The organism is Candidatus Brocadia sp., from assembly GCA_021646415.1.
Taxonomy (GTDB): Bacteria; Planctomycetota; Brocadiia; order Brocadiales; family Brocadiaceae; genus Brocadia.
Genome location: SOEU01000009.1, coordinates 106,751 through 133,012 on the forward strand (window position 1 = coordinate 106,751; position 26,262 = coordinate 133,012).

The window sequence follows — 26,262 nt, forward strand, 5'->3', positions numbered from 1 at the left end:
AAAGAAGTTTGTACAGGGTATACTATAAATGATAAATGACAATGGTTAATAATGAAACGAGAAATCAGCAACTACAAAAACCACAAATAATTATCGGTATGGCCTCCTGCGGTTTGGGTGCCGGCGCCAGGAATGTGTTGAAAAGTGTCGAACATGAGTTGAAAAAACAAAAACTTGAGGCAGACATATTGCATACTGGTTGTATCGGCATGTGCGCGCATGAAGTACTCATGGACGTAATCTTTCCGGGCCGCACACGGGTAACTTACGGAAATGTAAAAACCACGATGGTTCCACAAATATTAGAAGAACACGTGGGGAAGGGAGAGGCAGTTAAAAAATTCGTCATGTCACAGATGTATCTGGACGATAAAACGGTTATCCCCTATGAAGGGTTACCTTTTTTTGACGACCTGGAGATGAATAAGGGACAAAAGAAATATATTCTCAGGAATTGTGGATATATTGACCCCGATAGCATTGATGAATATATTGCACGGGGTGGATACACTGCGCTCGAAAAGGTCCTCAAGGCCATGACTCCTAAGGCCGTGATTGATGAAATAAGCAAATCGGGCCTCAGAGGCCGTGGAGGTGGTGGTTTTCCAACCGGTGAAAAGTGGGCATCCTGTGCCAAGTATTCCGCCGACGAAAAGTTTGTCTTATGCAATGCCGACGAAGGCGACCCGGGTGCCTTTATGGATAGGAGCCTTCTGGAAGGTGACCCCCACGCTGTCTTAGAGGGTATGATCATTGCCGGGTATGCTATCAACGCTACGAGTGGTTACATTTACGTTCGCGCTGAATACCCTTTGGCAGTCAAAAGATTAAAACACACCATTGAAGAGGCCAAAAAGCGTGGCTTTCTGGGAGAAAACATACTGAAAAGCGGATACAACCTGGAAATGTATATAAAAGAAGGGGCTGGTGCCTTTGTCTGCGGTGAATCGACTTCATTGCAAAATTCCATTGAAGGCAAACGAGGTATGCCCCGTACAAGACCACCGCAATCTGTGGAAGCTGGTTTATGGGATAAGCCTACATGCTTAAACAATGTTGAAACCTTTGCCAACGTACCGTTTATTATCAATAAAGGCGCGGATTGGTATTCCCGGATCGGTACCGAAAACAGTAAAGGGACAAAAATCTTTTCCCTGACCGGAAAGATAAAAAATGCTGGCCTTGTTGAGGTTCCCATGGGCACTACAATCAGGCAAATTGTATTCGATATGGGCGGCGGTATTCCGAAAAAGAAAAAATTCAAGGCAGTGCAGATCGGGGGGCCTTCTGGTGGATGCCTTCCTGAGCCCCTGCTGGATTCACCAATAGATTACGAGTCGCTTGTCGGGGCTGGTGCAATGATGGGTTCGGGAAGTTTTGTGGTAGTTGACGATACTACCTGTATGGTAGAGATGGCACGGTTCTTTATGAATTTTTGCGCCAATGAATCATGTGGAAAATGTCCACCCTGTCGGATTGGCACTACCCTTATGCTGGATATCCTTACCCGCATTACCGTGGGACAGGGGGAAGAGAAGGATCTGGAAGTACTAGAACAGATGAGTGATGAGATGAAGGTGATGTCCCTTTGCGGTCTTGGGCAATCTGCACCAAATCCCGTAAAATCTACTATCCGATATTTTAGGGATGAATACATTGCGCACATCCGTGACAAAACCTGCCCAACCGCCACGTGTGTCGCCCTTCACAAGTACGAAGTAATTCCGGAAAAATGTACCAAGTGTCAGGCATGTATTCGCAACTGCCCGGTGAAGGCAATTAGCGGGAGTACAATGAAGGTTGCTTTTATCAATAAAGAAAAATGCATTAAGTGTAATCTCTGTTATGAAAAATGTAATTTTATGGCGATAAAATGAATATCATACATCTTGTTATTGATGATAAACCCATCGTTGCCCCCGAAGGGACGAATATATTCCAGGCAGCCCTGGACAACGACATTTATGTTCCCGGACTGTGTTATCATCCGAAACTCTCCCAATTTGGGGGTTGCAGACTCTGTTTTGTGGAAGTCACTGAACGGAAAAGGACCGGACACCGATTTGCCTGTGCGCACCCCGTTTCTGAGGGAATGATTGTAAAAGTAAACACGCCAAAAGTAATCCGGTATCGAAAGTCCGTTATGGAATATTTGCTGGCCCATCATGAACTCTCTTGCCCTACCTGTGATAAATCCGGTGAATGCGGATTACAAAATATTACCAACGAACTGAATCTGGGCCCGGGCAGATTTAAGTCCGTGAGGATGCATTACCCGGTGATTCGGGATAATCCGGTTTTAGAATTAAACCGGAACCGGTGTATTTTGTGCGGTCGATGTGTAAGCGCATGCAAAGAGATTGAAGGTGTTAGCGCCATCGACTTCCAAAACCGCGGCTTTAAAACAGTCATTGGTACCGCCTTCGACAGGCCGCTGGACTGTAGTTTCTGTGGTGGCTGCGTTGCGGTGTGTCCAACGGGTGCCTGGCAAGACAGAACCCTGGGGTTCAAGGGCAGGCCATGGGAATTTAAAAGTACGCCTACGATTTGTCCATACTGTTCTGTTGGCTGTACGGTCGTTGTAAATACAAAGGTGGAAAGTGTGAGGCGTATCACATCGCATGATCGGTTAGGAATAAATGAAGGTAACCTCTGTGTGAAAGGCAGATTTGGCCACGAATTTATCCATTCTCCTGAACGTATAAAGACACCTTTAATCAGAAAGAATGGTGAATTATATCCTGCCTCGTGGGATGATGCCATCGATTACGTATCAAAAAGATTCCAGCAAATTATAAACGAACATGGCGGGAAATCGGTAGGTGGCATTGGTTCTGAAAAATGCACGAACGAGGACAACTATCTCTTCCAGAAATTCTGCCGGTCTGTCCTGGGAACGAATCATATTGATAACATGTCCAATATAAGATCACCGTATCTAAACAGGTTGATTTATCAATCTGTTGTGAATGGGATTGCGGCTCCGTCACTGAAAGAGTTAGAAAAGGCAAACACCCTGTTCTTTTTGGGAGTTGATATGACAGAGGCTCATCCTGTAGCCGGAAGTATGGCACGAAAGGCTATAAGAATGAATAATGCCAATCTCATTGTTGCCAATATAAGAAACGTTCAATTTAATAACGTAGCCAAAAATGATATCCGTTTAAAATATACTTTGGGAAGCCAGGCCATATTCATGAACGCCTTGCTTAAAGTAATTATCGATGAGAACCTGGTTGACTTAAAAAAGGTAGAAATATCGACGAACAATTTTCATGAATTACGTTCATCATTAGATAAGTTCAGTATGAGGGAGGCCTCTCAATCAACCGGTATTTCTGAAGAAACCATCAGAAGCGTATCCACTTTATTAGCAAAACCCGGGAATTGTTGTATCGTTTGTGGTAAGGACATTGAAGAAGATCCTTTCGGAGAGATCACAATACGGGCTTTAATGAACCTCTGCGCACTGATTAATGTTGCTCATGATGAAAAAACCGGTTCTGGCAAAACCTCGGTTCTGTTTTCAAGATATCATAATAATTCTCAGGGCGTAAATGATATGGGAGTTGCCCCTGGATTCTTTCCGGGATATGGTAATATCAATGATGCTTCCGGCAGGGAAACGGTCGAAAAACTATGGGGCGTGAAACTTGCTGACGATATTTCTCAAAAAGACTCCGTGAATATTATTGATCATGCGCTCAATGGAAAATTAAAAGCGCTCTATGTTATGGGAGAAAATCCCGTTATAAAATATCCTTATGGCAAAGATATCAGGGAAGCATTGAGAAAGATCGACTTTATTGTTGCCCAGGACGCATTCCTGACTGAAACGGCACAACTGGCAGATGTTGTCCTCCCCACCGCTACTTATGCCGAAAAGGAAGGGACATTCACCAACATGGGGATGACCGTACAACGGCTAAATAAAGCTATTCCGCCAGTGGGAGAAGCCAGACCAGATTGGCAAATTATTTGTGACCTTGCCAAAAAGATGGGACAACCCTATTCATACATCTCCCCAAAAGAGATTTTGGCTGAAATAAAAGGCATAGCTCCCATGTATACGGGGATCAATTATGACCGGTTGAAAAGAAAGGAATTTTCATGGGTATCTTCTGTTTATAGCAGAAATGAACCAACAAAGTATACGTTTGAAATTATAAAACCTCAACCGGTAACCATGACAAAGAGAAGGGATTTTCCCTTTCTCTTGCTCACAGGCGCAAGTTTGAATCATCAAGGTACTTTTTCCCGGCATTCAAAGTCCCTTACTCTGGTTGCCCCGGAATGTTTTGTGGAAATAAACAGTAAAGATGCCCACGAAATGGATATCCAGGATAGGGATATGGTTATCATTGAATCTATGCAAAATAAGATAAAACTCAGGGCAGAGGTTACCGGTAAACCACCAGAAGGTATAGTTTTTGTTTCTGAAGACTATGAGTGGGTGCCTGTAAATCTCCTGCGTGACAGGGTATATACCCCTGTCAAAATTTACAAGGAGCAAGGGTAAATATATGGCAAAAAAGGGGCAAACATATTTTTGCGAGATCTGCAGGCAAAAAGTAGTTGTCACGAAAGAAGGCTTTGGGGTACTGGTATGCTGCGGTCAGGAAATGCACTTGGTGGGCGTCAAGGGAATGATGGCCACCTGGACAACAGTTCATCATAAGCCCGAGGGAGGGGTAAAATTTGTATGCAATGTATGTGGACAGGAAATAGATGTGATTGTTGAGACGACCGGTATATTGGAATGTTGCGGCCAGAAGATGCAGCGGAAAGAGGCAAACGTTCACTAAATGAATAAAGAGTTGCTTGTATACCTTATTATTGCCTGCATAAAGATCTTTCTGGTATTCGGTGTGATCCAGCTTATGGTTATTTCCATGATCTGGCTCGAAAGAAAGATCATGGCGCACATGCAGGTGCGGCTGGGGCCAATGCGTGTAGGTCCTCACGGATTGTTGCAACCCATTGCCGACGGCATAAAACTCCTGTTCAAGGAAGATATTATTCCTGAGAAGGCAAGTAAGCTGCTTTTTATACTGGCTCCCGCTATGGCAATGATTCCTGCCCTGATGACCTTTGCCGTTATCCCCTTTGGAGATAAGGTAAGGATCTTTGGATACAATGTAGATCTGGTAATTACCGATATCAATATCGGGTTTCTTTACATTTTTGCAGTATCCTCTTTAGGTATTTACGGCATTGTTATGGCCGGCTGGGCATCAAACAATAAATACTCATTATTGGGTGGGATACGGTCTTCAGCTCAGATGATCAGTTACGAACTGACCCTTGGGCTATCGCTCATCGGAGTGGTCATGTTAACTGAATCGTTAAGTTTGGTGGATGTTGTCAATGCCCAGGCGAAATTATGGAATATTGTATTACAACCGGTCGGATTTTTTATTTACGCCACAAGCGCTATAGCCGAGGTCAATCGCTGTCCGTTTGATCTCCCGGAGGCAGAGTCAGAACTGGTGGCAGGTTATCATACGGAATACAGTAGTATGAAATTCGCCATGTTCTTCATGGCAGAATATGCCAACATGATCACGGTATCTGCAATTGCTGTAACCTTTTTCCTGGGCGGATGGCAGGGGCCATTTTTACCTCCGGTAGTATGGTTCATGTTAAAATTGTCAGCCTGCTTATTTTTCTTTATCTGGATACGGTCAACATTCCCAAGGCTCAGGTACGACCAATTAATGCATTTTGGCTGGAAGTTCCTGTTACCACTTTCACTACTTAATATTATAATTACAGGACTTATTATAGTTATTAAGGGATAACATGATTTTACCGCTCATTAAAGGTCTGATACTCACACTCAAACGATTCCTTAATCCGAGCACTTGTGCCACAATGCAGTACCCGGACGAGCGGCCAAAACTCTCCACAAGGTTTCGCGGGTTGCCTGAATTACAAATAGGAAAAGACGGCAGGGAAAAGTGTGTCGCATGCGGCCTGTGTGCCAGGGTGTGCCCCTCACAGTGCATTACTGTCGAGGGAGCCGAGGATGAAACGCACAGGAGGTATCCCGAAATTTATGAATTGGATGCATTCCGCTGTATTTTTTGCGGATACTGCGAAGAGGCCTGTCCGGTAAGAGCCATAATTCTCAGAGACACCTTTGAACTGGCAACCTATCAAAACAAGGACGTCTTCGATAAGGAAAAATTATTAGACCTCACGAGGAAGAGGGATCTACCGAGGTAAGCATTGGCTAAAAAAAGAATTTTGATAAAGTAATACCCTATGGAATCCTATTTATTTTATATAATGGCTGCTGTTGCCGTAATCACTGCGGTTTATCTTATCTTTGAGAAAAACCCGGTCTTTGGCGCTTTATATCTTATTCAGACCATGGTCGGCATCGCGGTGCTCTATATATTGCTTGAGGCGCAATTCATTGCCGCTGTTCAGATCATTGTATATGCAGGGGCTATCATGGTGCTCTTTCTTTTTGTGATCATGCTGTTAAACCTGAACATTAAGGAAGAGGCAAAGAACGCATTACCCTTTCAAAGGATACCTGCTGTCCTTATGGGAATTGCATTGTTTACCGTCATTTGTATAGTCATCAAATCGAAACTCTTGCAGGGAAAACAAGGCGAATATACATCGGCCTACATAAATAGTATTGGAAACACAAAACTGATTGGCAATTTATTATTCACCGATTATCTGCTGCCATTCGAGATAACTTCTATTCTCCTGTTCGTAGCGGCTATCGGGGCCATTATGCTGGCAAAGAGAAAACTATAAATGATTACCATCACCCACTATCTTGTGCTGAGTGCAATCCTGTTTACGGTCGGTGTTGTTGGCGTCCTGATACGGAGAAATGCAATCATAATTTTTATGTGTATCGAGCTCATGCTCAATGCCGTTAACCTGTCATTTGTGGCCTTTGCCCATTATCTTAATTCCATGCAAGGCCAGTTATTTGTATTTTTTACTATGACCGTTGCCGCAGCCGAGGCTGCTGTCGGTTTGGCCATTATCGTAGCAGTGTTCAGGAATAAAGAAACCGTAAATATTGACGATATAAATATCATGAAATGGTAGGGACTGCATGCTCAATCTTGTTGCGCTGATCTTGGTATTTCCCTTAATTGGGGCGGCTATCAACGGTCTTATCGGTAAAAGGCTGCACAAGGAAACTGTTGGCTACATTGCCTGCGGGGCAATCGGCCTGTCCTTGTTCATCTCGATACTCGTATTTTGCGGACTCATTTTCCTCCCTCCCGACGAACGGCTGTTTGAAAAACATCTCTTTAGCTGGATTGAGTCCGGCTCATTCAAATCGGCTGCGGGTCTGCAGGTAGATCCCTTATCTTCACTCATGATCCTTATCGTTACCGGTGTGGGATTCCTTATCCATATCTATTCGATTGGCTATATGCATACCGATAAAGGTTACCACCGGTATTTTTGCTACCTGAACCTGTTCACATTCTCAATGTTATTGCTAGTTTTAGGCAATAACTTTCTCCTTATGTTTATTGGATGGGAAGCGGTAGGGTTATGTTCGTATCTGCTTATCGGCTTCTGGTTTGAGAAGAAGTCAGCCTCAAATGCGGCCAAAAAGGCCTTCGTGGTCAATCGGGTAGGCGATTTTGGTTTCGCCCTGGGTATCATGCTCATCTTCCTGACTTTCCATAGTATCGATTTTACGGAAGTATTGAGTGCTGCTTCTCATGGAAATTTCGCGGTGGGTAGCTTCACGGTAACGATCATTACCCTGCTTCTGTTCATGGGCGCAACAGGTAAATCAGCCCAGATACCCCTCTATACGTGGTTGCCAGATGCCATGGAAGGCCCCACACCTGTCAGCGCACTTATCCATGCGGCAACTATGGTAACGGCGGGCGTCTATATGATTGCACGATGTAATGTCCTGTATATGTTATCCCCATTCACGATGACCGTGGTGGCGAGTATTGGCGCAGCGACGGCACTCTTTGCGGCATCCATAGGGTTGGTACAAAATGACATTAAGCGCGTACTGGCTTATTCTACGATTAGCCAGTTAGGATATATGTTTCTGGCTTGTGGTGTGGGTGCATTTACCGCAGGTGTCTTCCATCTTATGACCCACGCATTTTTTAAGGCATTGTTATTCCTGGGTTCAGGCAGTGTTATTCATGCCCTGTCCGGTGAACAGGATATGAGGAAGATGGGTGGACTGAGACATCATATTCCCGTTACCTACAAGACCTTCCTGGTTGGCACTGTGGCCATTGCAGGAATTCCGCCCTTTGCAGGATTCTTCAGCAAAGACGAAATTTTATTAGAATCCCTTGTCCTCGGGAACTTCGTATACTGGATGATTGGGGCATTTGCGGCCTTTTTAACGGCCTTTTATATGTTCCGTTTGTTATTTATGACGTTTCATGGCGAATCCCGTGTGGACCACCATGTCATGGAACATCTCCATGAATCCCCTAAAAATATGACACTACCGTTAATAGTACTTGCGGGCCTTTCCTTTTTTGGGGGATTCCTGGGCATCCCCGGTGTAAGCGCCATTACCAGTTTTTTAGCACCGGTATTTGGTGGGCATGGTCACACTGAAATTTCTGCCACTGAAGCTGGTGTACACCACAGCGCATGGCTTCCCTATGTAATGATGGTCATTTCCACAGCTATTGCGCTTGCGGGTATATTCCTTGCATATCAAATGTATATGAAAAAACCAGAATTGCCCGGGAAACTGGCAGAACGGTTCCGGTTAATCCATAAACTCCTGTTGAACAAATATTATGTCGATGAAATCTACGACATCCTTTTTGTAAATTCGACAAAAAAAATCTCGGTCCAATTATGGAAGCGTGTGGATACCGGGATGATCGATGGTTCTGTAAACGGCATTGCCCGCCTTGTCGGGGGGATTGGTAATGTCTTGCGCCTCTTACAAACAGGGTATATACGCAATTACGCCTTTTATATCGTGATCGGTTGTATCTTCATTATCGTGTTTGCCGTGTTGGGCAAAGTAAAGTAAGGTTGGGACTGGGCAGGGTGGATTAAGGCGCCGTCTTTTGCGCCGAACCGTTCGACTGAGAGCTCACGACGAAGTCCACCTTTCACATTTTTCTCAATGGTGGATTCGCTTCGCTTAATCCACCCTACTCAACTAATTTAATGGTGAGAATTTCAAAGCTGCGGTTGTAGAGCGACGGGACTCGCCGCCCTACATTGAGAAAGTCGCCGGAGGCCTAATTTAATGTTTTCGGTTCTTTTATTACGCTTCGACTATGCCCAGCGTAACGTCATTTAGGGTGAGAGTCGAGGAATCTGATCTAAAAAACTCGAATTACCAGGGCATGGATTCCTGCGTTCGCAGGAATGACAATAGCCCAAAAAATGTTTTTAACCGTTTTATTCATAATTATCATAGTTGTAATTTAGAAATAACCGAATATCTATGCCTATTCTTTCGCTCATAACCTTTCTTCCGGTCATCGGGGTGTTCTTTATCCTTTCGATGGATTCAAGAAGGGGTGAACTCATTAGGGTGACAGCCCTGTTAGTTTCCATAGTGGTATTTTTTATTTCCCTACCCTTATACTTTACCTTTGATGCATATACTTATGGGATGCAGTTTGTCGAAAAACTGCAGTGGATACCTTCCTTTGGGATCCATTACCATGTTGGAATCGATGGGATCAGCCTCTTTTTGATACTTCTGACAACCTTTATTACCCCTATTTCCATCCTGGCTTCATGGCATATCGCCAAAAACGTGAAGGAATACATGGTTGCCATGCTGGTGCTTGAGACGGGCATGATTGGCGTGTTTATCTCCCTGGATGTATTTTTGTTTTATGTATTCTGGGAACTCATGCTTATTCCCATGTATCTTCTCATCGGCATATGGGGAGGGCCTAGAAGGGTTTACGCAGCCGTAAAATTCTTTATTTATACCATGGCCGGCAGCGTGTTCATGCTCCTGGCCATCATTGCCTTGTATTTCTTAAATCATCGGGCAACGGGTGAATATACCTTTAATCTCTTAGAATTTTATAGGCTCGATCTGTCTTTTGCCGTTCAATTCTGGTTGTTCCTGGCCTTTGCCTTTGCCTTTGCCATCAAAGTCCCTATGTTTCCCTTTCACACATGGCTGCCGGATGCCCACGTGGAAGCGCCCACGGCAGGGAGTGTAATCTTGGCAGGCGTCCTCTTAAAGATGGGAACTTATGGTTTTGTACGATTCTGTTTGCCCCTGTTTCCGGAGGCAAGCCATGCCTTCATCCCGGTAATTTCATGGATGGCAATTGTGGGTATCATTTATGGTGCACTGGTATCCATGGTGCAGGATGATCTGAAAAAACTCGTCGCTTATTCCAGCGTGAGCCATCTGGGATTTGTCATGCTGGGCATCTTTGCCTTCAATATCCAGGGCATCGAGGGTGGTATTACCCAAATGATTAATCATGGTCTCAGCACCGGGGCGCTCTTCCTGGTAGTCGGAATGCTCTATGAGAGAAGACACACACGCATGATTGCGGACTTTGGAGGTTTAACCAAACGGATGCCGGTCTTTGCTACCTTCTTTATGATCGTTACTTTATCCTCTATTGGGTTACCAGGATTAAACGGCTTTGTCGGGGAATTTCTCATTCTGGTGGGTACCTTCAAGTCACGCATTCTGTACGCATCCATCGCAACATCGGGTATTATCCTTGCGGCTGTGTACATGCTCTGGATGTTTCAAAGGGTCATGTTTCAGGAAATAACCCATGAAGAAAATAAGGCATTACAAGATATGAACAAACGGGAATTTGCTATTCTGATTCCCATCATCCTGATAATCTTCTGGATAGGTATCTACCCCAATTCGTTCCTGAGAAAGATGGATGCCTCGGTAGATCACCTCTTAAAAAAGGTAGGAGAAAAGGCGAATATGGTATCCAACGTTCAAAACCAAAGCAAACCTGGGCAATTACAGAAAAATGTTACACCAAAGATTGATATAGTCCCTGAGTCCAAAACTGAGTGGTAAAGGTTTTCATATATGACAAATGTTTCGATGATGACGTTTAATGTCCTGAGCATCTTACCGATCCTGATCCTGGCAGGTTTTGCCATGATCGTACTCTTAGTAGATGTGTTATCTTCAAGGAGATTGGGAGAGAAGAACCTCCTTGTCTATCTGTCATTGATGGGAATTGTCACTGCTGCCATCTTTACCAGAAATCCTACAGGAACCATACTCTTTTCTTTTAATGAAACATTTACCATTGATAATTATTCCCTGTTTTTTAACTTTATCTTCTTGCTCAGTACAGGGCTCACTATCCTGATTTCGCACAGTTACATCAAACGCGAGGGAATCAATCACGGGGAATATTATGCCCTCATCATGTTTGCAACCATAGGCATGATGCTCATGGCAGCCGGTGCAGATTTACTGAACATTTACATCGGCCTCGAGGTTATGTCCATCAGTATCTACATCCTGACAGGTTTTCAGCGGTCAAAACTCATTTCAAACGAGGCGTCTTTAAAATATTTCTTACTGGGTGCATTTGCCACGGGCTTTCTGCTGTATGGCATCTCTGTTATTTACGGTTCAACAGGCACGATCAACCTCAAACAAATTGCCGGTTTTATTGCAGGTAAGGGAGGCATCTCAGATCCCCTGTTACTTATGGGAATGGGGCTGATAATCATTGGACTCGGATTCAAGGTCGCTTCTGTACCGTTCCACGCATGGGTACCCGATGTCTACGAAGGCGCACCCACGGCTATAACGGCCTTTATGTCTGTAGGACCCAAGGCTGCAGGCTTTGCCGCTTTTTTGCGCATCTTTATGACCGCTTTTGAATCCACCCACTACGAATGGCAAAAGGTTATTTACATCCTTGCCATATTGACCATGACAATAGGAAACATAGTAGCTATTACCCAAACGAACATCAAACGTATGCTGGCATATTCCAGTATTGCCCATGCCGGTTATCTCCTCATTGCCCTGGTAGCAGCAAACAATATGGGTGTGCCTGGCACATTGTTTTACATCCTGGCATACACCTTTATGAATATCGGGGCATTCGCCATTGTCATTGTGTTGAGCCATAAGGGAGATGAATTTATACAGATTAATGACTATGCAGGATTGGGCTTTAAGCACCCGCTGCTAGCCATAGCGATGACGCTCTTCATGCTTTCCATGGCAGGAGTTCCACCCATGGCAGGTTTTGTGGGAAAATTTTATATCTTCAGCGCCGCAATAAAGTCAGGGTATGTTGGACTTGCAGTGATTGGAGTAATAAACAGCGTCATCTCTGTGTACTACTATCTCAGAATTACAGTAATTATGTATATGAAGGAATCCACCAGGGAATTTACCCCCCTCACCCTTTCTCCCTTCATTGTTGCCGCCATCGTCATCTCGGTGGTGGGCACACTCCAGTTGGGTATCTTTCCCTCCAGGGTCATGGAAATAGCCCAGCAGGCTACCCTTCTCTTAAGATAATTCAGCCTCTAATACCTCTTTGCAGGCATGAAATACATCATTGGCATGTATGCTTTTCATACAAATCATCGTTTCGCATATTCCTTTATAGCAAGGGGCACAATCCACATCGGCAACTAACTTTTTACCCCTGTCATAAAGGTCTATTTCCTGGTGGCACGTAGACCCGAAAAAGGTAACGGTCAGTTTTTTCAATGCAATAGCAAGATGCAGGGCAAGCGTGTCTCCCGTAACAATCAGATGACACCGGCTTATTAACCCCATAAATTCCTTCAAACTGTGATGGCATCCGCTGTCGATTATTTGGGACTTTGCCCTGGAAGCAATTTCTTTATTCCGTTCGACTTCCTCGGGTCCGCCCAGGAGCACCACATGCGCCTTCAGGTCTTTTGATAACCGGTCTGCAAGCTCTACAAAGCCCCCAATTTCCCATCGCTTGGTAGCAAACCTTTTCCCTGCGCCGGTATTCAAACCGATAACCAGTCTGCCATTATGAATCCCCCACTGTTTCATCAACTGTTCACCGTAAGTGGTGTACTTCTGCGGAAGGTTAATGACATATTCTCCGTATTTTCCTCCTAGTCCAAGGGCTTCAAAGATAAGTTGCTGGTAGGTCTTCTTGTTTTGCCGAAACTTGAGTTCGTCAGATACCCCTAACCGAAACAGGTAATCCGCCTCTTTGTTCAGGGGATAAAGAAGTCCTTTCCCGGAGAGTGCAAATCCAAGCTTCTGATCTGCCTTCACAAGAGATGCGAGACTGGAAGCAACCGTTTCCTTATCCAGACAGATTAACACGTCAAATTTCTCTGCCTGAAGCCGCAAGGTGTTTTCGTAATTTGCCGTCAGGAGGCGATCAATGTATGGATTTCCCTCCAGGACCGACAGGGACGATTGATCCGTAATCCACGTAATTTGGGATTGCGGATATTTTTCCTTTAAAACAGGCAGGATGGGAGTGGTTCTCAATACATCCCCAATGGCAGCCAACTTAATAATCAGAATCCGCTTTCCCATCGGTTGATATTTGGGACACGTATCATCAACAGGACAATCGAGTTTAAATCGGCAAGGCTTCTCGGAGGCAAAAAAACGGCAATCAAATTCTTTCGACATCGTATCATCTTCCTTACAATTAAAATCTGTAAAAAAATTATTGCACTTATTTTTTATGGTATATATTTTATGCCGATATAGCAAGGGTTTTTAAATGAGTTTCGCCGGGCGAAAAAAATATTTTTATGTTTATGTATTTGACTCCTCTTTAAAAACCTGTTATCTTTTTCTACGTGAAATCAATGAAACATGTATATCATCTAGATCTCAATAACGAGATAATACAAGATGTAAAAATCGCATTGTTGCCTGGTGACCCTTTCAGATCACAAGTTATTGCCGAGACAATTTCAGGGATTTATGGGACGCACAACAAGCGGTTAGCGTGGAAAAGGGAGTTCTGTACTTATCTCTCAGAGATGAAAGGGAAACGACTCCTTATTACTTCTACAGGCATCGGTGGCCCTTCTGCATCCATAGCCATTGATGAGCTGGCGCAACTGGGAATTGGCACATTCATCCGGGTGGGGACAACGGGTGCAATTCAGGAGCATATCAATATTGGAGACGTGATTATCACCTCTGGCTCTGTACGCCTTGACGGGGCATCAACCCATTACGCACCAATTGAGTATCCCGCAGTTGCTCATCATGAGGTTCTTAATGCCCTTATTGAAGGGGCAAAAAAAGCAAAGGTAAGGTACCATGTGGGCGTAACGGCGTCATCCGATACATTTTATCCTGGTGAGGAGAGATACGATTCGTTTACAAAATATGTATTGAGGAGGTTTCAGGGAGCTACGAAAGAATGGCAGAAGCTCCATGTGTTGAACTACGAGATGGAATCATCAACGATCTTAACCCTTACAGCTTCAATGGGTCTCAAAGGAGGCTGTATAACAGGTGTGGTTAATCAAGGTGGCACAGGAAAGATAACAAAAGAGTCGCTTAAGGTTGGGGAGGAAAATGCTATAAGGGTTGCGATTGCCGCTGTAGAGTACTTGATATAGTATACCTTGTAAAAGCCTTTCTTTTGTAATGAGTCGTTTTCCTACATCTTAATTGGAGTTTTTTCCATTGCAAGGAATTTCTTCTTTTTTATTTGCCATCTGGATGTAGCTATATGCCATAAAAAGCCAGCGGTAACGGCACCACCCGTATCCGCCAGCCAGTCAAGGATTTCTACTGAACGGTTTGGGGTAAAGAATTGGTGAATCTCATCCAATGCACCGTAGAGGGAGGTGATACCGATTGCCAGGATAATTTTATATATCCACTTGCTTCCTATGGTGATAGAAGAAAGTGACCAGCAGATCATGAGGCATAAGAGACCAAACAACACAAAATGAATGAGTTTATCGGTATACGGCGGGAGGGTTATGGAAGAGGTGTCTTCTGAAGATGCGGTAAATATAAGATAGGCATAGGCAAGTGTTAATAGGCATTTGAAAATCCAGTATACTCTAATCTTGATGTTCATTTTTTTCAATTTCTTCAAAGACACGGACCCAGTATTGTGTCTCGTCGGCAGAAGGTCCTTGATATTTATAACGCGGTTCATCCACAGTATGAGGTGATTTTCCCTTTTCCTTTATTTTTGGGATAGCTGGTTTTACTATGCAGGGCTTTGTCTCTTCGGTGGGAAGATTTTTGAAAACCTCCTTCCAGTACCTTGCATCATCTTCGGAGGGGCCCTCCCGTTTGCCCTGGGGCTCATCAGACGCGGTTTTTTTATCTTTATTCAGAATCTCCAGGATTTCTTTATACATTGCTTTTGGTTCAATAATATGACAACCGCATTTTCTGACGTGTCGCTTTATATCGTTGTCATAGGTTACAATGTAAACATCTCTTGGATTTTGACAATGGCTTGTGATGTTTTTTATCTCTGTATCCGCATTTACCCCTGATTTTGAGTAAATAACGGTAATACCACAACAGGTTTGTTTTTTTGGTAAGGCAGCCTGTGTATAATTACCATCAAATACTACAATGACATCATAATGTTTTGCTTCGATGTATTTTGAAAATAGGGATATTATATAGTCCCGCACGGGTTCAATACGGTTTATCCCCACGTGCTTTTCTAAAGCAGGTACTGTGAATATAAAATTATAGCCGTCAATAATGATTAACATACAATTTGGCAATTATCCACGATTACCTTTCCACCAACAATGGTGGTTACTACTTGTCCGGTTAACTTCCAATCATTAAAGGGACAGTTTCTGGCCTTTGACTCAAATTTTTCGGCCTTGACCGTCCATTCTTTATTCATATCTACAATGGCAATATCAGCTGGCATACCCACGGCCAGACTCCCTCCGTTGATACTGAAAATCTTTGCGGGATTCGTAGACATTTTTTGGACAACGTCTTTCAATGATAGAATACCAGGGTGGACTAGTTTTGTAAGGATAACGCCGAGTGCAGTTTCAAGCCCTATAAAACCTGTGGCACCTTTTTTAATATCATCATGGGTGTGAGGGGCATGGTCTGTTGCAATCACGTCGACAATACCTGTTGCTAAACTTTTCTGAAGTGCCTCTCTGTCTTCCCTGGAACGCAATGGGGGGTTGGTTTTTGGTACATTTCCACTTGCATCTCTGAAGGTTTCATCCAACAGTAAATGATGTGGCGTTACTTCGCAGGTGATATTTGCAATACGCCTTTCTTTTGCTTGCTGGATAACCTCCAGGGTACTTTTCAGGCTAACATGCGAGACGTGCAGCCATCCCCTGGCTTGTTCGGTATATTTGACCTCCCGGAGGACAAAATCTGTTTCATGACAAAATGGTTTACCCGGAAAATGTGCTGCATTGGGATTTTTTTTTGCCTTATCTAAAGAAACCTGGGAATCTTCACAATGTGGACTAATGATAAGTTTGTTCCGTGATGCTAGATCACATGCCCTTTTCATTAATGTTTCGTAAAATACGGGATTCCCATTATCAGAGAGTGCGCGTACCCGCTTGTCCGTTGCTAGTCTATCTATATCCGTTAATTCTTCGCCCAATAATCCCTTTGTGATACATGCCTTTGTATAAATGTTTACCACGCTTTTCTGGTAAACTCTTTCCATGAAGGATTCCACCATCTCTAACGAATCAATGGGGGGAACGGTGTTTGGCTCACATATCAGGGTAGTATAACCACCCATTGCAGCGGCCCGGGAACCTGTCTCTATGGTTTCTTTATATTCCAGGCCGGGTTCGCGGAGATGAGCATGGCAGTCGATTAAGCCTGGAATTATGTATTTCGAGGTTGCATCGATAATCCTGGTATTACTACCTGGCTTAATATCATTTGAGATTGTCTGGATCTTGCCATTCTTGATAAAGATGTCTGCATGGCCATCAAGCCCGGTTGCAGGATCCACGACGTGTCCATCTTTTATTAATACCTCATTATTTATCATTTTATTACTCAAAAATAACCGTGGTAGTTTATCACGGTAGTTTTTTTACCACAACATCACGAAGGTAATAAGATAAAAAAATTCTGGCGCTTTATCCCGGTGGCCTGCACTATGGCAAAATTACAAAAAATCTTTCAGAGGACATTGTTCACAGACCTTTTTCGGTTTACAAAACATCTTTCCGATGTTTACCAATAAGGCATGGTATTCATTAAATAATTTTACATCTTTGGGAAGGTTTTCTTCAAAGAAAGACTTCATCTCGTCATAGGTACTTTCTTCAGAAACAAAACCATGCCGTGAAAAAATCCTATGAGTATAAGCATCCACAACAAATGTGGGCAGATTTCCTGCGTACAACAAAATAGAATCTGCTGTTTCTGGTCCAATGCCTTTTACGGAAAGCAGTTCATCCCGAAGTATTTGCAGATCCTGGTTGAACATACTGGAGAGATTGCCTTCGTATCTTGAAAAGAGCCAGTTGATAAACGTTTTAACACGCCTTGCTTTAACATTAAAAAAGCCGGAAGGACGAATAAGCTGTGCCAATTCGGTTACACTCAATTCGTGAATGCCTTCCGGAGAGAGTTTTCCGGCTGTCTTAAGGTTTTTGATGGCCTTTTCAACGTTAGACCAGTTGGTATTCTGTGTTAATATAGCACCAATGACAATCTCAAAAGGAGTTTCTCCCGGCCACCATTGCTGTGGACCCAGTGCAGCGAACATCTTTTGGTATATTTTGAAAATAGTTTTGGCTTTATTCATCTCCTATACCAAGTTTTGAGAGAATGCCTATCCTCAGTAAAGGCAACATGATTTCATGATGGCCTGTAATCGCATATCCACCCTGAGTTGGCCTTTTTAAGACATTGGTCTGTGGTCTATAGTGCTGAATCATGTCCATATTTACCGTCACAAAATTTTCAACCTTGTGACCAACATTCCTTGCAATACAAAGTGCTTTAAGAAAAACCTCTGGCATAATGACGGCGGAACCCACGTTGAGCCACACCCCCCCCTCGAGTTTTGAAACCACGGAGGCAAGAATTTTAAAATCGATGTGACTGGATTCCCCCAAATCCCTTCCTGATACGTTCGGATGCATATGTATTGTATCGGTCCCCAGCGCAACGTGAACCGTGGTTGGTATATTTAGCCTTGCACCCCAGGCCAGCAGGCTCAGGTCATTATACGTATTTTTTTCTTCAATTATTTTATCTCCCAGCGCCCGTCCAAGACCCTTATCACCTTTTATTCCCTGTGCGGAGGCAGCTTGAAACGCCTCTGCCGTCTCCTTTGCCATACCAAAACTACCGTCTTTCAGACTGATTGCTACATCCTCTGAGGTTGCCCCGATGAGCGAGACTTCATAATCATGAATCGCCGCAGCACCATTCATGGCAAGAGCAGTTATTATGCGACGGGTCATGAGGTCTATAATTAACGGCGACAAGCCACACTTTATGACATGCGCACCAAGTGCCATTACTACAGGACGTTTGTTCTGATATGCCAGGGCTATTGCATCAATTACCTTCCGTAAATTTGCTGAAGCCAGGATCTCCGGCAGGGATTCGAAAAAGGCATGTATCCCATCCGTGGGTAAGACAGGTTTGGCGAATAGGTTGATATTTGAGAGATTTTTCCGTTCCTTTATAGAGTATGTCTTGATCTTGCTGAGGTCTAATGGCTTAAAAGAATTAGTCTCATACTCGCGTTGTCTCACCATTCCATCTTTTCCCTTATTAAGGATATTTCTTATGGAGCAAGAATTGCCTCAACAGGGCATGAAGCCACGCAATTGCCACAATCCGTACAGGTATCTGTGCTAATAGCCCTCTTATCCCCCGACTCGGATATAGCATTGACAGGGCATTCACTCTCACAGGCACCACAATTTATACAATCATCCGTGATTTTATGAGCCATTTTATTTCTCCTTTCAATTCAGAATGGCATTGATCATATTTTCAAAAATCTCACAACCTTTTACAATACGAATTTCCATCTTTAATGTCCATAATGGAAAGTCCCATAGAACGTGGCCAGTTTTTATTTTTACCTTATCTTTTTGTGTGATAATAATTGCATCTGGCCTGATACGCTGCGCCGCGGCATTTAGTTCCATCAATTCAGATGTGGTATATACATGATGGTCTGAAAATACCTGAAAACCGAGCAATTCTCCCCCCAAGCTTTCAATGCTTTTCCTGAATGATACAGGGTTGCCTATGGCACAAAATGCAAAGATCTTTTTCCCATGCAAACAGTGAATATCCAACCTCGCAGCGTCCGTTAATGATTCTAAACAAATAGGTTTATGAACTGTTTCTACTACAGGAATGTGTCCTGCAACCTCATGCAGCCGATCAATGATTGATTGAATTTCATCAAGGCTGCATTGGTTTACGTGGGTTAGCATAATCATGTCTGCCCGTCTTAGTTCTTCTAAAGGTTCACGTAACGTTCCACGTGGGACTAAATACTCACGCCCAAATGGATTTAGTGCATCAATAGTAACAATATTCAAATCCTTTGCCAGGCGAATGTGCTGAAATCCATCATCCAGTAATAAATATTCAGCCCGAAAGTGCCTGATCGCCTCTAATCCACTTTTTGCCCTGTTTTTATTTAACAGATGGGGAATATTCGGGATATTTTCCTGAAACAAGAGGTACTCATCATTGCAAACATTTTCAGACAAAGAACTGTTTTCCTGTTTTATGGTAGCTGCGTAACCCCTGCTGAGGATAGCAACCCTTTTCCCTTTCTTTTGCAAATATCTTGCGATATATTCCACTACCGGCGTCTTTCCGGTTCCCCCCATCGTAATATTTCCCACACTGATTACAGGAACGGGAAGACGGACGCTTTTCAGAATGCCTTTTTTATAAAAAAAAATACGAGTTTTAACTACAAACCCGTATATTTTTGAAAGGGGATAAAGTGCCTTCAGAATCGCCTGGGAGCATATATCAGAAGGTTCCTCTTTCAAGACTTTTAAATAATATTCCCTAAAAATAGTTATGGGTAAATACTGGAAAAGGAAAATTTTTCAAAATACCTGAACCTGTCTGGAACATGTTTTATTTCAACGGAACAGACCAATATGCTTCGTCTAAAAATTGCTTCCATGAGCGATATCTATCTGAACGAAGTTTAAGGCTTAAGATGGGGCTATGCTTTGGCTTGACTGGTTTGCGTATTAACTTCATTCTCGCCTCTTCAGGAGTTCTTCCGCCTTTCGATTTATTACATTCCGTACAGGCGCATACAATATTTGTCCAGGTAGTTTTCCCATTATACGCCTTTGGTATAATATGGTCTAAGCTGAGTTCCGATGTCGGAAACCGTTGACCGCAGTATTGGCATCTGTTTTCATCGCGGGCAAAGATGTTCCGTCTATTGAATTTTACGTTGGATTGCGGGTGCTTATCATAGAATAAAAGACGGATAATCTTTGGCACTTCGATTTCAAAAGAGACAGTCCTGATCCAGCTGGTGTCTTCGTCTGGTAAACCTAATTTAACCTTGTAGAGAGAGACGTCTTTCCAACTCTCAAAATTATAGGAATTGAATTTCCCGTCATCTACAGAAACGACCTCCGCGGCTTCCTTGCATAATAAAACAAATGCCCTCTTTGCCGAAATTACATGAAGGGCCATGAAAAATTTGTTTAATACCAATACGCTTGATTCTAAAGAAGCAATTTGTTGCATATTAGTACATCCTCACTATAAAACAAATATCTATTGCGAGAAGCCGCAATTAAAAAGATTTATCGCAGAGACACATAGCAGGAATATCCCAAGACAATTTTTAAAAAATAAAATTTCAGAATAATGTTATCAAAAGTATACCAATAAAGCCTAATTAATTCAAGGGAATTGTACCGTCCCGAACTGATCCAAAGTGCCGTATCCCTTGCCAGGATTAAAGGACTTCCGAATAGAGATTGTAACAAATCTCTTTGCCTGAACAACGGCCTCTCTTAACCCATTTCCCCTGGCTAAATAGGTAGCTATTGCTGAGGCGTAGGTGCAACCTGTGCCATGGGTATTTTTTGTCGGTATGTATTCACCTTCAATATACTCAAAGTGTTTTCCATCATATAAAATATCAATAACCTTATCTTTATTGTTCGTATCCCATAATTTTCCAGCATGTCCGCCTTTTATGAGTACATGCGAAGCACCTAATTGATAAATACATTTAGCGGCTTCTTCTGCATGGGATACATTTTTTATCTTTAAACCGCTGATATATTCTGCTTCCGGAATATTTGGTGTTACGACAAGGGACAGAGGAAATAGTTGAGAAGTAAGGGCATTAGCGGCGTCGGTCGACAACAATCTCTTTTCGTTCTTGGAGAGCATGACCGGGTCTACCACAACACGTTTGATGTGATACTCCTTGATTTTCGAACTTACCACATCCACGATATCCTTGCACAGCAGCATCCCCGTTTTAATGGCATCCGTGCCGATGTCTTTCATTACGGCATCTATTTGTTGACCGACAAAGGATGCCGGCACCTCAAAGATGGAATGGACACCCAGGGTATTTTGAGCGGTCAGTGCGGTAATGACGGTTGTGGCATAGCCACCAATGGCCGTAATAGTCTTGATGTCTGCCTGTATTCCAGCCCCACCTCCGGAATCAGAACCGGCAATGGAAAGGACTTTATACAGAGATGGCGCTTGTTTCTTCATTTTGAATAAATAATTTTTGGATTCGGATTTTTAGCAAGAATGGGCAATTCTTTCACTTTTAATAGATTGTAATCTGAAGATTCAAAAAAGCATCTCTCCCACCGGTGCTTATTGCTTCCTTATGATCTACCTCTATGAATTGTGTGTGGAATTGTTTCATTTTTTTTCTCTTAAAAATGATGACTCAAATTTTGATAACGCATCTGAATTATTATACCAGTACATTTCTATCTGTGTTCCCTATAGTGTTACTTCCTCAACCTCAAACCGCCCATCCACCTTCTTAAGGTAACCCATGAGTACTCTAGGATCGTGTTGAAAGATCAGGAGCCAGTGTTCCTCAAATGCCTGCTTCAATACCTTCTTTTTGTTTTCCAGGGTTTCCAAAGGGAATAAATCGTATCCAGAAATGTAGGGGTAATGTAAATGGGCAACGGTGGGTACCAGGTCTCCCAGGAAAAAGGCCACGTGTCCCACAGATTCGATTTTTACACATTGATGATGTTGGGTGTGACCACCAATTCTTATGAGGGAGATCCCTTTATCCAGTTCTATAATGTCTTCGTTTACGAGGGAGAGAAGTTTATGGTCATCTATAGGCAAAAAGTCTTCAGCCAGGTAACTTGCCCTTGTCCTTTCATTTGAATTCATCGCAGCCTCCATCTCTCCTTTCTGGACGAGATATCTTGCATTTGGAAATGCGGGGACAATCTTACCATTTTCATTCATAGTGGTATTTCCACCAGCATGGTCAAAGTGCAGATGAGTATTGATAATCAGATCGATATCTTTGGGCTGATAACCAAAATGACACAAGGATTGCAACAGGTTGTATTTTTTATCAATACCGTAAATTTGGCAAAATTTCTCGTTATGCTTTGTTCCAACTCCCGTATCGATCAGGATGTTATATCTCTCTGTCACGACCAGGGGGCAGTGGAGAGATAATTGTATCCTGTTTCTCTCATCAGGCGGATAGACCTTCTCCCACAAGACGCGGGGTACAATTCCAAAGACCGCTCCACCATCCAGGAAAATGTTGACATCGGTTACAGGATAAATTTCGAACTTGCCTACCTTCATTTTTTACTTCCTGCCTTCCCATGTGTTGCACTTCATTATTGATGTGTCCTATTATACCAAATCCCACAAATGATTACTACTGCACCGTTTCATATAAAAGCATTACAAAATAATTTTATTGAAAAAAACACCTGCTTTGTGTAACTTTAACGAAAAAAAGGAGTTGAGCCAATGAGAATGATTAAAATATCCATACCAGGCCTTGTGTTAAGTTATATTTTTTATAGCTTGTGCATAAATACCCTCTATGCCTGGTCCGGCGGACCTCCTGCTTACCGGACAGGTGCGCCAAACGACATAGGCACCTGTAATGCCATAGGCTGTCATAATTCCTTCGAACTCAATTCGGGGAGTGCAGTATTTTCAATTAACGGGCCAGACACGTACAGGCCTGGTAAGTTCATCAAGATAGAGATTTCATTTACTGAGTCAATTGGGAAATTGCATGGGTTTGAGATGACGGCGCTTGATGCCAATAATAACAGGGTTGGAAAATTTAAAAAGATAAATAAAAATACACAAATAATACGTCCCAATGATTCCCGGGGGCTTGCGGAAGAGGATAAACGTAAATATGTCGAGCATACATTTGCAGGTACCAAAAAAAAGAAATGGAAGGTCAAGTGGAAGGCCCCCGCCGATACGACAGATCCAATAACATTTTACGCCGCTGGAAATGAAGCAAACGGTAACGGTAATCCTTCAGGAGATTTTATCTATACAACTACAAAGGAAATTAATGCGGCGTCTTCTATAAAGACTTCTGATTTTGACTCTAACTAATACACACCATTTCAATGCGCCTGCGTTTCTCCATATCAAGGATAGTTGTAATTTCCTTTGTGAGTATCCTTATGTTTTCAACTATTCTTTTTGCTCAAACTGAGAACACTACCGATATAATAACAGGCGTAAGCGAATCAAGCGGTTTTACTTACAAAGACTTTATTTCCGGAAATTTTCGGGCTCACTATGAAGGTCGCTGGGCAAATGGGGGACAAGATGACCACGACACGTATGATTATCTGCGCTTTTCCACCAGACCTTTTTTGCGTGACAAAATAACCATATCGGGTTCAGGGAGGTTTACGGCCGATCTCGACGGAAGAGAGTCAAAATCAGGGGCATTCAGAGACATCCTGGATAGTTACGATCACCAATACAACGGACGTCTTTACTATTTATATGCAGATATCAAGAACCCCGTTATTGATAAATCAAATCTACGTCTCGGACGTCAGTATCTATACTCTCTCGAAAACATTCTCTTTGATGGTGCAAAGTACGAACAGCAAATTGGGCCTGTTGAAGGCTACATCTTTGGTGGTCTCAGGGTTTCTCAATACTCCAGCACCTATTTTGATACCGTGACAGGAAGCGGTGTGGCTTTCCGGCCGTTTATGGATACCCGTACAACGCTAGACTACATTCGTATTATAGACGATGATTTTATCGATGATGAGGTGGGACTTAACCTGTGGCAAAAAATTTATGAAGACTTTAATTTTTATGGAAGATATACCCTCCTGAATACGCTGCCGAAAGATTTCCTGGTCAAACTATCCTGGGATAAGATTGATTGGGATGCAAACATCCAGGTATCGTATTACAGATTTATTCATTCGTTAGGTGAGCAGAGCAACAACATTTCTCCTTTTTTTCAACTCCTGGGAACCTTAGAGTCTTTCGAACTCATCAGCGTGACAGGATATAAGGGTTTGGGAGAAAAATTTGGTATATCCAGCGGTTACGATCACAGGAGTGTGATAGACAAAGATGATGAAGATACCTTCAATCGCGACTATAACAGGACCTTTTTTTCATTCAATGTGAATAATGTCCTTTTACAAAAATCCAAAGCAGCCTTTACGGTAGAATATTGGAACGTGAAGGGTGTTGATCACTCGGTAGACATTGGTGTTGACTATGATAAAAAAATTGGGAAATTTGATGTGGGTGTTGGCACGAGCTATTCTTTCTATAAATACAATTTTGTTGGAAGTAATGATCTGCAAACGGTCCTCGACAGTGAGTACACCAGGGATATTGAGCAAAAGATCGATGTGCGCACGTATTATCTAAGGCTGAAATATTTATTATCGAAGCATTCTGATATAAGCATGCGTTGGTCGTCTGAAATAAGCGACACAGACCCGGATACCTTTCATCAACTCTTGCTTTCTTACAGTATTAATTTTTAACGAAGTGTTGCACCGGGTTGTTGAAAAAATATCTAAAATTTATTTCATCATACTTTAAGGGCGAAAATTGAAAAAATTCTATTATCTCATTTCCTTTGTGACTTTTGCCTTTCTTATGATGATAGGAGGTTGTAAAGAGTCGGAAATTCATTACAGCCATGCTAAGCATATAGAGAGGGGTTTAAAGGACTGTAATATTTGTCACGCCTACAAAGATGACCTTGAGCCAAAATGGCCTAAAATGGCGAAATGCCTTAGCTGCCATATGAAAAATTTTGATACCAGTGATCCTCAATCCTGTTTGTTGTGCCATACAAAACCGGGCATGGAAATAAAGGTTAAGCACAATATCCCGAAAAAATATCGGGATTTAAAATTTACCCATAAGGTACACCTTGAAAATAAAGTAGAGTGCAAACAGTGTCATGCGGGCATCGAGAAGAGTGATGCAATTACCCTGGATCTTATTCCAGACATGTTTGGCACCTGTATTCCATGCCACAAAGAACGAGGAGAAGACAAGATTGCATGCGATGTCTGCCACAAGCATATAAAAAAGAATCGTATGCCACTTTATCACGAAGATCGATGGGTGAAACATGATGACCCATATTGGATACAAAAACACGGAAGCGAGTTCTATTACAATCAGGATTATTGTAAGCGATGCCATAATGACAATTACTGGTGTATCAGCTGCCATCAAGACCAAAAACCGAAAAGTCACAATAACGCATGGCGCAGAAAGACCCATGGTTTTGCTGCATCATGGGAACGGAAGAAATGCAGCGTATGCCATCAGGAAGATTTTTGCGTTCGATGTCATGAAAGTACAGTCCCTTTAAGTCATGCAAATTTAGCATCGTGGCTTGGTGTAAGGAGTGGGCGAAAAATAAGAAGTCGCCATTGCGTCAATTGTCATTTTCCGATATCCACGGTCTCATGTACGGTATGTCACCCCACTCCAACACACCCTTCGGCAATAGATTCTCCACACCCAGATTTCTTTCCAAATCCCTGTGAACTATGCCATCCTGGGGGTAGGGGTGGTGAGCCTCCACATCCTAATCCTATGGGAGTTCATTGTACGGTTTGTCACAATCGGTAATTGTTGTTTTATAGCATTGGCACTGTAAAAACACTTTTATTTGTAATTTTGATCAATGATTTTATAGCAGATCATTAATGCAGAAAAAAAGGCGCATCCTCCATGTGCTCAGGTATTGTAAAGGGTCAACAAAACAACCCTAAGTCTTTTTGGATGCGCCCTGACAGATATGTGATTTAATTGTAACCGAT

25 protein-coding genes are annotated in these 26,262 nt (G+C 42.8%); 14 read left to right on the forward strand and 11 right to left on the reverse strand.

The window, feature by feature from the left end:
* The first annotated feature begins 35 nt into the window (after window positions 1-35).
* From E3K36_09180 to E3K36_09225, 10 genes are all read left to right on the forward strand, one after another.
* The gene (locus E3K36_09180) at window positions 36-1,877 is read left to right on the forward strand and encodes an NADH-quinone oxidoreductase subunit NuoF (GenBank protein MCF6155408.1); all 1,842 of its coding nucleotides are present in this window, start codon (window positions 36-38) and stop codon (window positions 1,875-1,877) included.
* Entirely contained in the window at window positions 1,874-4,519 is a 2,646-nt protein-coding gene (locus E3K36_09185; GenBank protein ID MCF6155409.1) for a 4Fe-4S dicluster domain-containing protein, read from the forward strand. The genes E3K36_09180 and E3K36_09185 overlap by 4 nt, the downstream gene beginning before the upstream one ends.
* A 4-nt stretch (window positions 4,520-4,523) precedes the next feature.
* A complete protein-coding gene (locus E3K36_09190) occupies window positions 4,524-4,805 on the forward strand; it encodes a hypothetical protein (protein ID MCF6155410.1) in 282 nt (93 codons plus the stop codon).
* Window positions 4,806-5,801, forward strand: coding sequence for an NADH-quinone oxidoreductase subunit NuoH (gene nuoH / locus E3K36_09195; GenBank protein ID MCF6155411.1), 996 nt, complete (start codon window positions 4,806-4,808; stop codon window positions 5,799-5,801).
* A gap of 1 nt (window position 5,802) precedes the next feature.
* Window positions 5,803-6,228, forward strand: coding sequence for an NADH-quinone oxidoreductase subunit I (locus E3K36_09200; protein ID MCF6155412.1), 426 nt, complete (start codon window positions 5,803-5,805; stop codon window positions 6,226-6,228).
* Between the two features lie 39 nt (window positions 6,229-6,267).
* Window positions 6,268-6,777: an NADH-quinone oxidoreductase subunit J gene (locus E3K36_09205; protein ID MCF6155413.1), complete on the forward strand. Its 510-nt coding sequence runs from the start codon at window positions 6,268-6,270 to the stop codon at window positions 6,775-6,777.
* Window positions 6,778-7,080, forward strand: a complete 303-nt coding sequence (nuoK, locus tag E3K36_09210) for an NADH-quinone oxidoreductase subunit NuoK (protein MCF6155414.1) — start codon at window positions 6,778-6,780, stop codon at window positions 7,078-7,080. It begins immediately after the preceding gene.
* Window positions 7,081-7,087: 7 nt separating this feature from the next.
* Window positions 7,088-9,019: an NADH-quinone oxidoreductase subunit L gene (nuoL, locus tag E3K36_09215; GenBank protein MCF6155415.1), complete on the forward strand. Its 1,932-nt coding sequence runs from the start codon at window positions 7,088-7,090 to the stop codon at window positions 9,017-9,019.
* Window positions 9,020-9,436: 417 nt separating this feature from the next.
* On the forward strand, window positions 9,437-11,020 hold the full coding sequence (locus tag E3K36_09220) for an NADH-quinone oxidoreductase subunit M (protein MCF6155416.1): 1,584 nt from the start codon (window positions 9,437-9,439) through the stop codon (window positions 11,018-11,020).
* Window positions 11,021-11,050: 30 nt separating this feature from the next.
* Window positions 11,051-12,496 carry an NADH-quinone oxidoreductase subunit N gene (locus tag E3K36_09225; GenBank protein MCF6155417.1) on the forward strand — a complete coding sequence of 482 codons (1,446 nt, stop codon included), beginning with the start codon at window positions 11,051-11,053 and terminating at the stop codon, window positions 12,494-12,496.
* Here the strand turns inward: E3K36_09225 and E3K36_09230 are convergent.
* Complete coding sequence (locus tag E3K36_09230) at window positions 12,488-13,609, reverse strand: glycosyltransferase family 9 protein (protein MCF6155418.1); 1,122 nt, start codon at window positions 13,607-13,609, stop codon at window positions 12,488-12,490. The genes E3K36_09225 and E3K36_09230 overlap by 9 nt on opposite strands.
* Window positions 13,610-13,791: 182 nt before the next feature.
* On the opposite strand from E3K36_09230, the gene E3K36_09235 reads away from it, so the two are divergent.
* Window positions 13,792-14,559 (forward strand): uridine phosphorylase, encoded by a 768-nt coding sequence (locus tag E3K36_09235; GenBank protein MCF6155419.1) that lies wholly within the window; start codon window positions 13,792-13,794, stop codon window positions 14,557-14,559.
* 41 nt (window positions 14,560-14,600) lie between these two features.
* Here the strand turns inward: E3K36_09235 and E3K36_09240 are convergent, their stop codons facing one another.
* The 10 genes from E3K36_09240 to E3K36_09285 all read right to left on the reverse strand — a co-directional run bounded on the left by E3K36_09240 (window position 14,601) and on the right by E3K36_09285 (window position 22,762).
* A complete protein-coding gene (locus tag E3K36_09240; protein MCF6155420.1) occupies window positions 14,601-15,110 on the reverse strand; it encodes a VanZ family protein in 510 nt (169 codons plus the stop codon).
* Entirely contained in the window at window positions 15,013-15,687 is a 675-nt protein-coding gene (locus E3K36_09245) for a hypothetical protein (protein MCF6155421.1), read from the reverse strand. Before E3K36_09245 ends, E3K36_09240 begins: the two co-directional genes overlap by 98 nt.
* Window positions 15,681-16,967 (reverse strand): dihydroorotase, encoded by a 1,287-nt coding sequence (locus E3K36_09250; GenBank protein ID MCF6155422.1) that lies wholly within the window; start codon window positions 16,965-16,967, stop codon window positions 15,681-15,683. Before E3K36_09250 ends, E3K36_09245 begins: the two co-directional genes overlap by 7 nt.
* A gap of 120 nt (window positions 16,968-17,087) precedes the next feature.
* On the reverse strand, window positions 17,088-17,732 hold the full coding sequence (locus E3K36_09255; GenBank protein ID MCF6155423.1) for an endonuclease III domain-containing protein: 645 nt from the start codon (window positions 17,730-17,732) through the stop codon (window positions 17,088-17,090).
* The gene (locus E3K36_09260) at window positions 17,725-18,693 is read right to left on the reverse strand and encodes a hypothetical protein (protein MCF6155424.1); all 969 of its coding nucleotides are present in this window, start codon (window positions 18,691-18,693) and stop codon (window positions 17,725-17,727) included. The genes E3K36_09255 and E3K36_09260 overlap by 8 nt, the downstream gene beginning before the upstream one ends.
* A gap of 32 nt (window positions 18,694-18,725) precedes the next feature.
* On the reverse strand, window positions 18,726-18,896 hold the full coding sequence (locus E3K36_09265) for a 4Fe-4S dicluster domain-containing protein (GenBank protein ID MCF6155425.1): 171 nt from the start codon (window positions 18,894-18,896) through the stop codon (window positions 18,726-18,728).
* A 13-nt stretch (window positions 18,897-18,909) separates the two neighbouring features.
* On the reverse strand, window positions 18,910-20,019 hold the full coding sequence (gene lpxK / locus E3K36_09270; GenBank protein ID MCF6155426.1) for a tetraacyldisaccharide 4'-kinase: 1,110 nt from the start codon (window positions 20,017-20,019) through the stop codon (window positions 18,910-18,912).
* 34 nt (window positions 20,020-20,053) lie between these two features.
* On the reverse strand, window positions 20,054-20,686 hold the full coding sequence (locus E3K36_09275; GenBank protein MCF6155427.1) for an HNH endonuclease: 633 nt from the start codon (window positions 20,684-20,686) through the stop codon (window positions 20,054-20,056).
* Window positions 20,687-20,845: 159 nt separating this feature from the next.
* Window positions 20,846-21,679 (reverse strand): bifunctional hydroxymethylpyrimidine kinase/phosphomethylpyrimidine kinase, encoded by an 834-nt coding sequence (gene thiD / locus E3K36_09280; GenBank protein ID MCF6155428.1) that lies wholly within the window; start codon window positions 21,677-21,679, stop codon window positions 20,846-20,848.
* Between the two features lie 240 nt (window positions 21,680-21,919).
* Window positions 21,920-22,762, reverse strand: a complete 843-nt coding sequence (locus E3K36_09285) for an MBL fold metallo-hydrolase (protein ID MCF6155429.1) — start codon at window positions 22,760-22,762, stop codon at window positions 21,920-21,922.
* A 171-nt stretch (window positions 22,763-22,933) separates the two neighbouring features.
* Between E3K36_09285 and E3K36_09290 the strand changes: the two genes are divergently transcribed.
* The 3 genes from E3K36_09290 (at window position 22,934) to E3K36_09300 (ending at window position 26,071) form a co-directional block, all read left to right on the forward strand.
* A complete protein-coding gene (locus E3K36_09290) occupies window positions 22,934-23,545 on the forward strand; it encodes a hypothetical protein (protein MCF6155430.1) in 612 nt (203 codons plus the stop codon).
* Between the two features lie 71 nt (window positions 23,546-23,616).
* A complete protein-coding gene (locus E3K36_09295; GenBank protein MCF6155431.1) occupies window positions 23,617-24,963 on the forward strand; it encodes a hypothetical protein in 1,347 nt (448 codons plus the stop codon).
* 67 nt (window positions 24,964-25,030) lie between these two features.
* On the forward strand, window positions 25,031-26,071 hold the full coding sequence (locus E3K36_09300; protein ID MCF6155432.1) for a hypothetical protein: 1,041 nt from the start codon (window positions 25,031-25,033) through the stop codon (window positions 26,069-26,071).
* Window positions 26,072-26,262 lie beyond the last annotated feature (191 nt).

What these genes read in the sequence shown, in the direction of transcription:
- E3K36_09235 (MCF6155419.1), top strand. Translation starts at nt 13,792, where the DNA reads ATGAAACATGTATATCATCTAGATCTCAATAACGAGATAATACAAGAT.
- E3K36_09185 (MCF6155409.1), top strand. Translation starts at nt 1,874, where the DNA reads ATGAATATCATACATCTTGTTATTGATGATAAACCCATCGTTGCCCCC.
- E3K36_09275 (MCF6155427.1), bottom strand. Translation starts at nt 20,686, where the DNA reads ATGCAACAAATTGCTTCTTTAGAATCAAGCGTATTGGTATTAAACAAA.
- E3K36_09190 (MCF6155410.1), top strand. Translation starts at nt 4,524, where the DNA reads ATGGCAAAAAAGGGGCAAACATATTTTTGCGAGATCTGCAGGCAAAAA.
- E3K36_09295 (MCF6155431.1), top strand. Translation starts at nt 23,617, where the DNA reads ATGTTTTCAACTATTCTTTTTGCTCAAACTGAGAACACTACCGATATA.
- nuoL (MCF6155415.1), top strand. Translation starts at nt 7,088, where the DNA reads ATGCTCAATCTTGTTGCGCTGATCTTGGTATTTCCCTTAATTGGGGCG.
- E3K36_09180 (MCF6155408.1), top strand. Translation starts at nt 36, where the DNA reads ATGACAATGGTTAATAATGAAACGAGAAATCAGCAACTACAAAAACCA.
- nuoH (MCF6155411.1), top strand. Translation starts at nt 4,806, where the DNA reads ATGAATAAAGAGTTGCTTGTATACCTTATTATTGCCTGCATAAAGATC.
- E3K36_09265 (MCF6155425.1), bottom strand. Translation starts at nt 18,896, where the DNA reads ATGGCTCATAAAATCACGGATGATTGTATAAATTGTGGTGCCTGTGAG.
- nuoK (MCF6155414.1), top strand. Translation starts at nt 6,778, where the DNA reads ATGATTACCATCACCCACTATCTTGTGCTGAGTGCAATCCTGTTTACG.
- E3K36_09285 (MCF6155429.1), bottom strand. Translation starts at nt 22,762, where the DNA reads ATGAAGGTAGGCAAGTTCGAAATTTATCCTGTAACCGATGTCAACATT.
- E3K36_09230 (MCF6155418.1), bottom strand. Translation starts at nt 13,609, where the DNA reads ATGTCGAAAGAATTTGATTGCCGTTTTTTTGCCTCCGAGAAGCCTTGC.
- E3K36_09240 (MCF6155420.1), bottom strand. Translation starts at nt 15,110, where the DNA reads ATGAACCGCGTTATAAATATCAAGGACCTTCTGCCGACGAGACACAAT.
- E3K36_09200 (MCF6155412.1), top strand. Translation starts at nt 5,803, where the DNA reads ATGATTTTACCGCTCATTAAAGGTCTGATACTCACACTCAAACGATTC.
- E3K36_09205 (MCF6155413.1), top strand. Translation starts at nt 6,268, where the DNA reads ATGGAATCCTATTTATTTTATATAATGGCTGCTGTTGCCGTAATCACT.
- E3K36_09290 (MCF6155430.1), top strand. Translation starts at nt 22,934, where the DNA reads ATGAGAATGATTAAAATATCCATACCAGGCCTTGTGTTAAGTTATATT.
- E3K36_09245 (MCF6155421.1), bottom strand. Translation starts at nt 15,687, where the DNA reads ATGTTAATCATTATTGACGGCTATAATTTTATATTCACAGTACCTGCT.
- E3K36_09225 (MCF6155417.1), top strand. Translation starts at nt 11,051, where the DNA reads ATGACGTTTAATGTCCTGAGCATCTTACCGATCCTGATCCTGGCAGGT.
- thiD (MCF6155428.1), bottom strand. Translation starts at nt 21,679, where the DNA reads ATGAAGAAACAAGCGCCATCTCTGTATAAAGTCCTTTCCATTGCCGGT.
- E3K36_09255 (MCF6155423.1), bottom strand. Translation starts at nt 17,732, where the DNA reads ATGAATAAAGCCAAAACTATTTTCAAAATATACCAAAAGATGTTCGCT.
- E3K36_09250 (MCF6155422.1), bottom strand. Translation starts at nt 16,967, where the DNA reads ATGATAAATAATGAGGTATTAATAAAAGATGGACACGTCGTGGATCCT.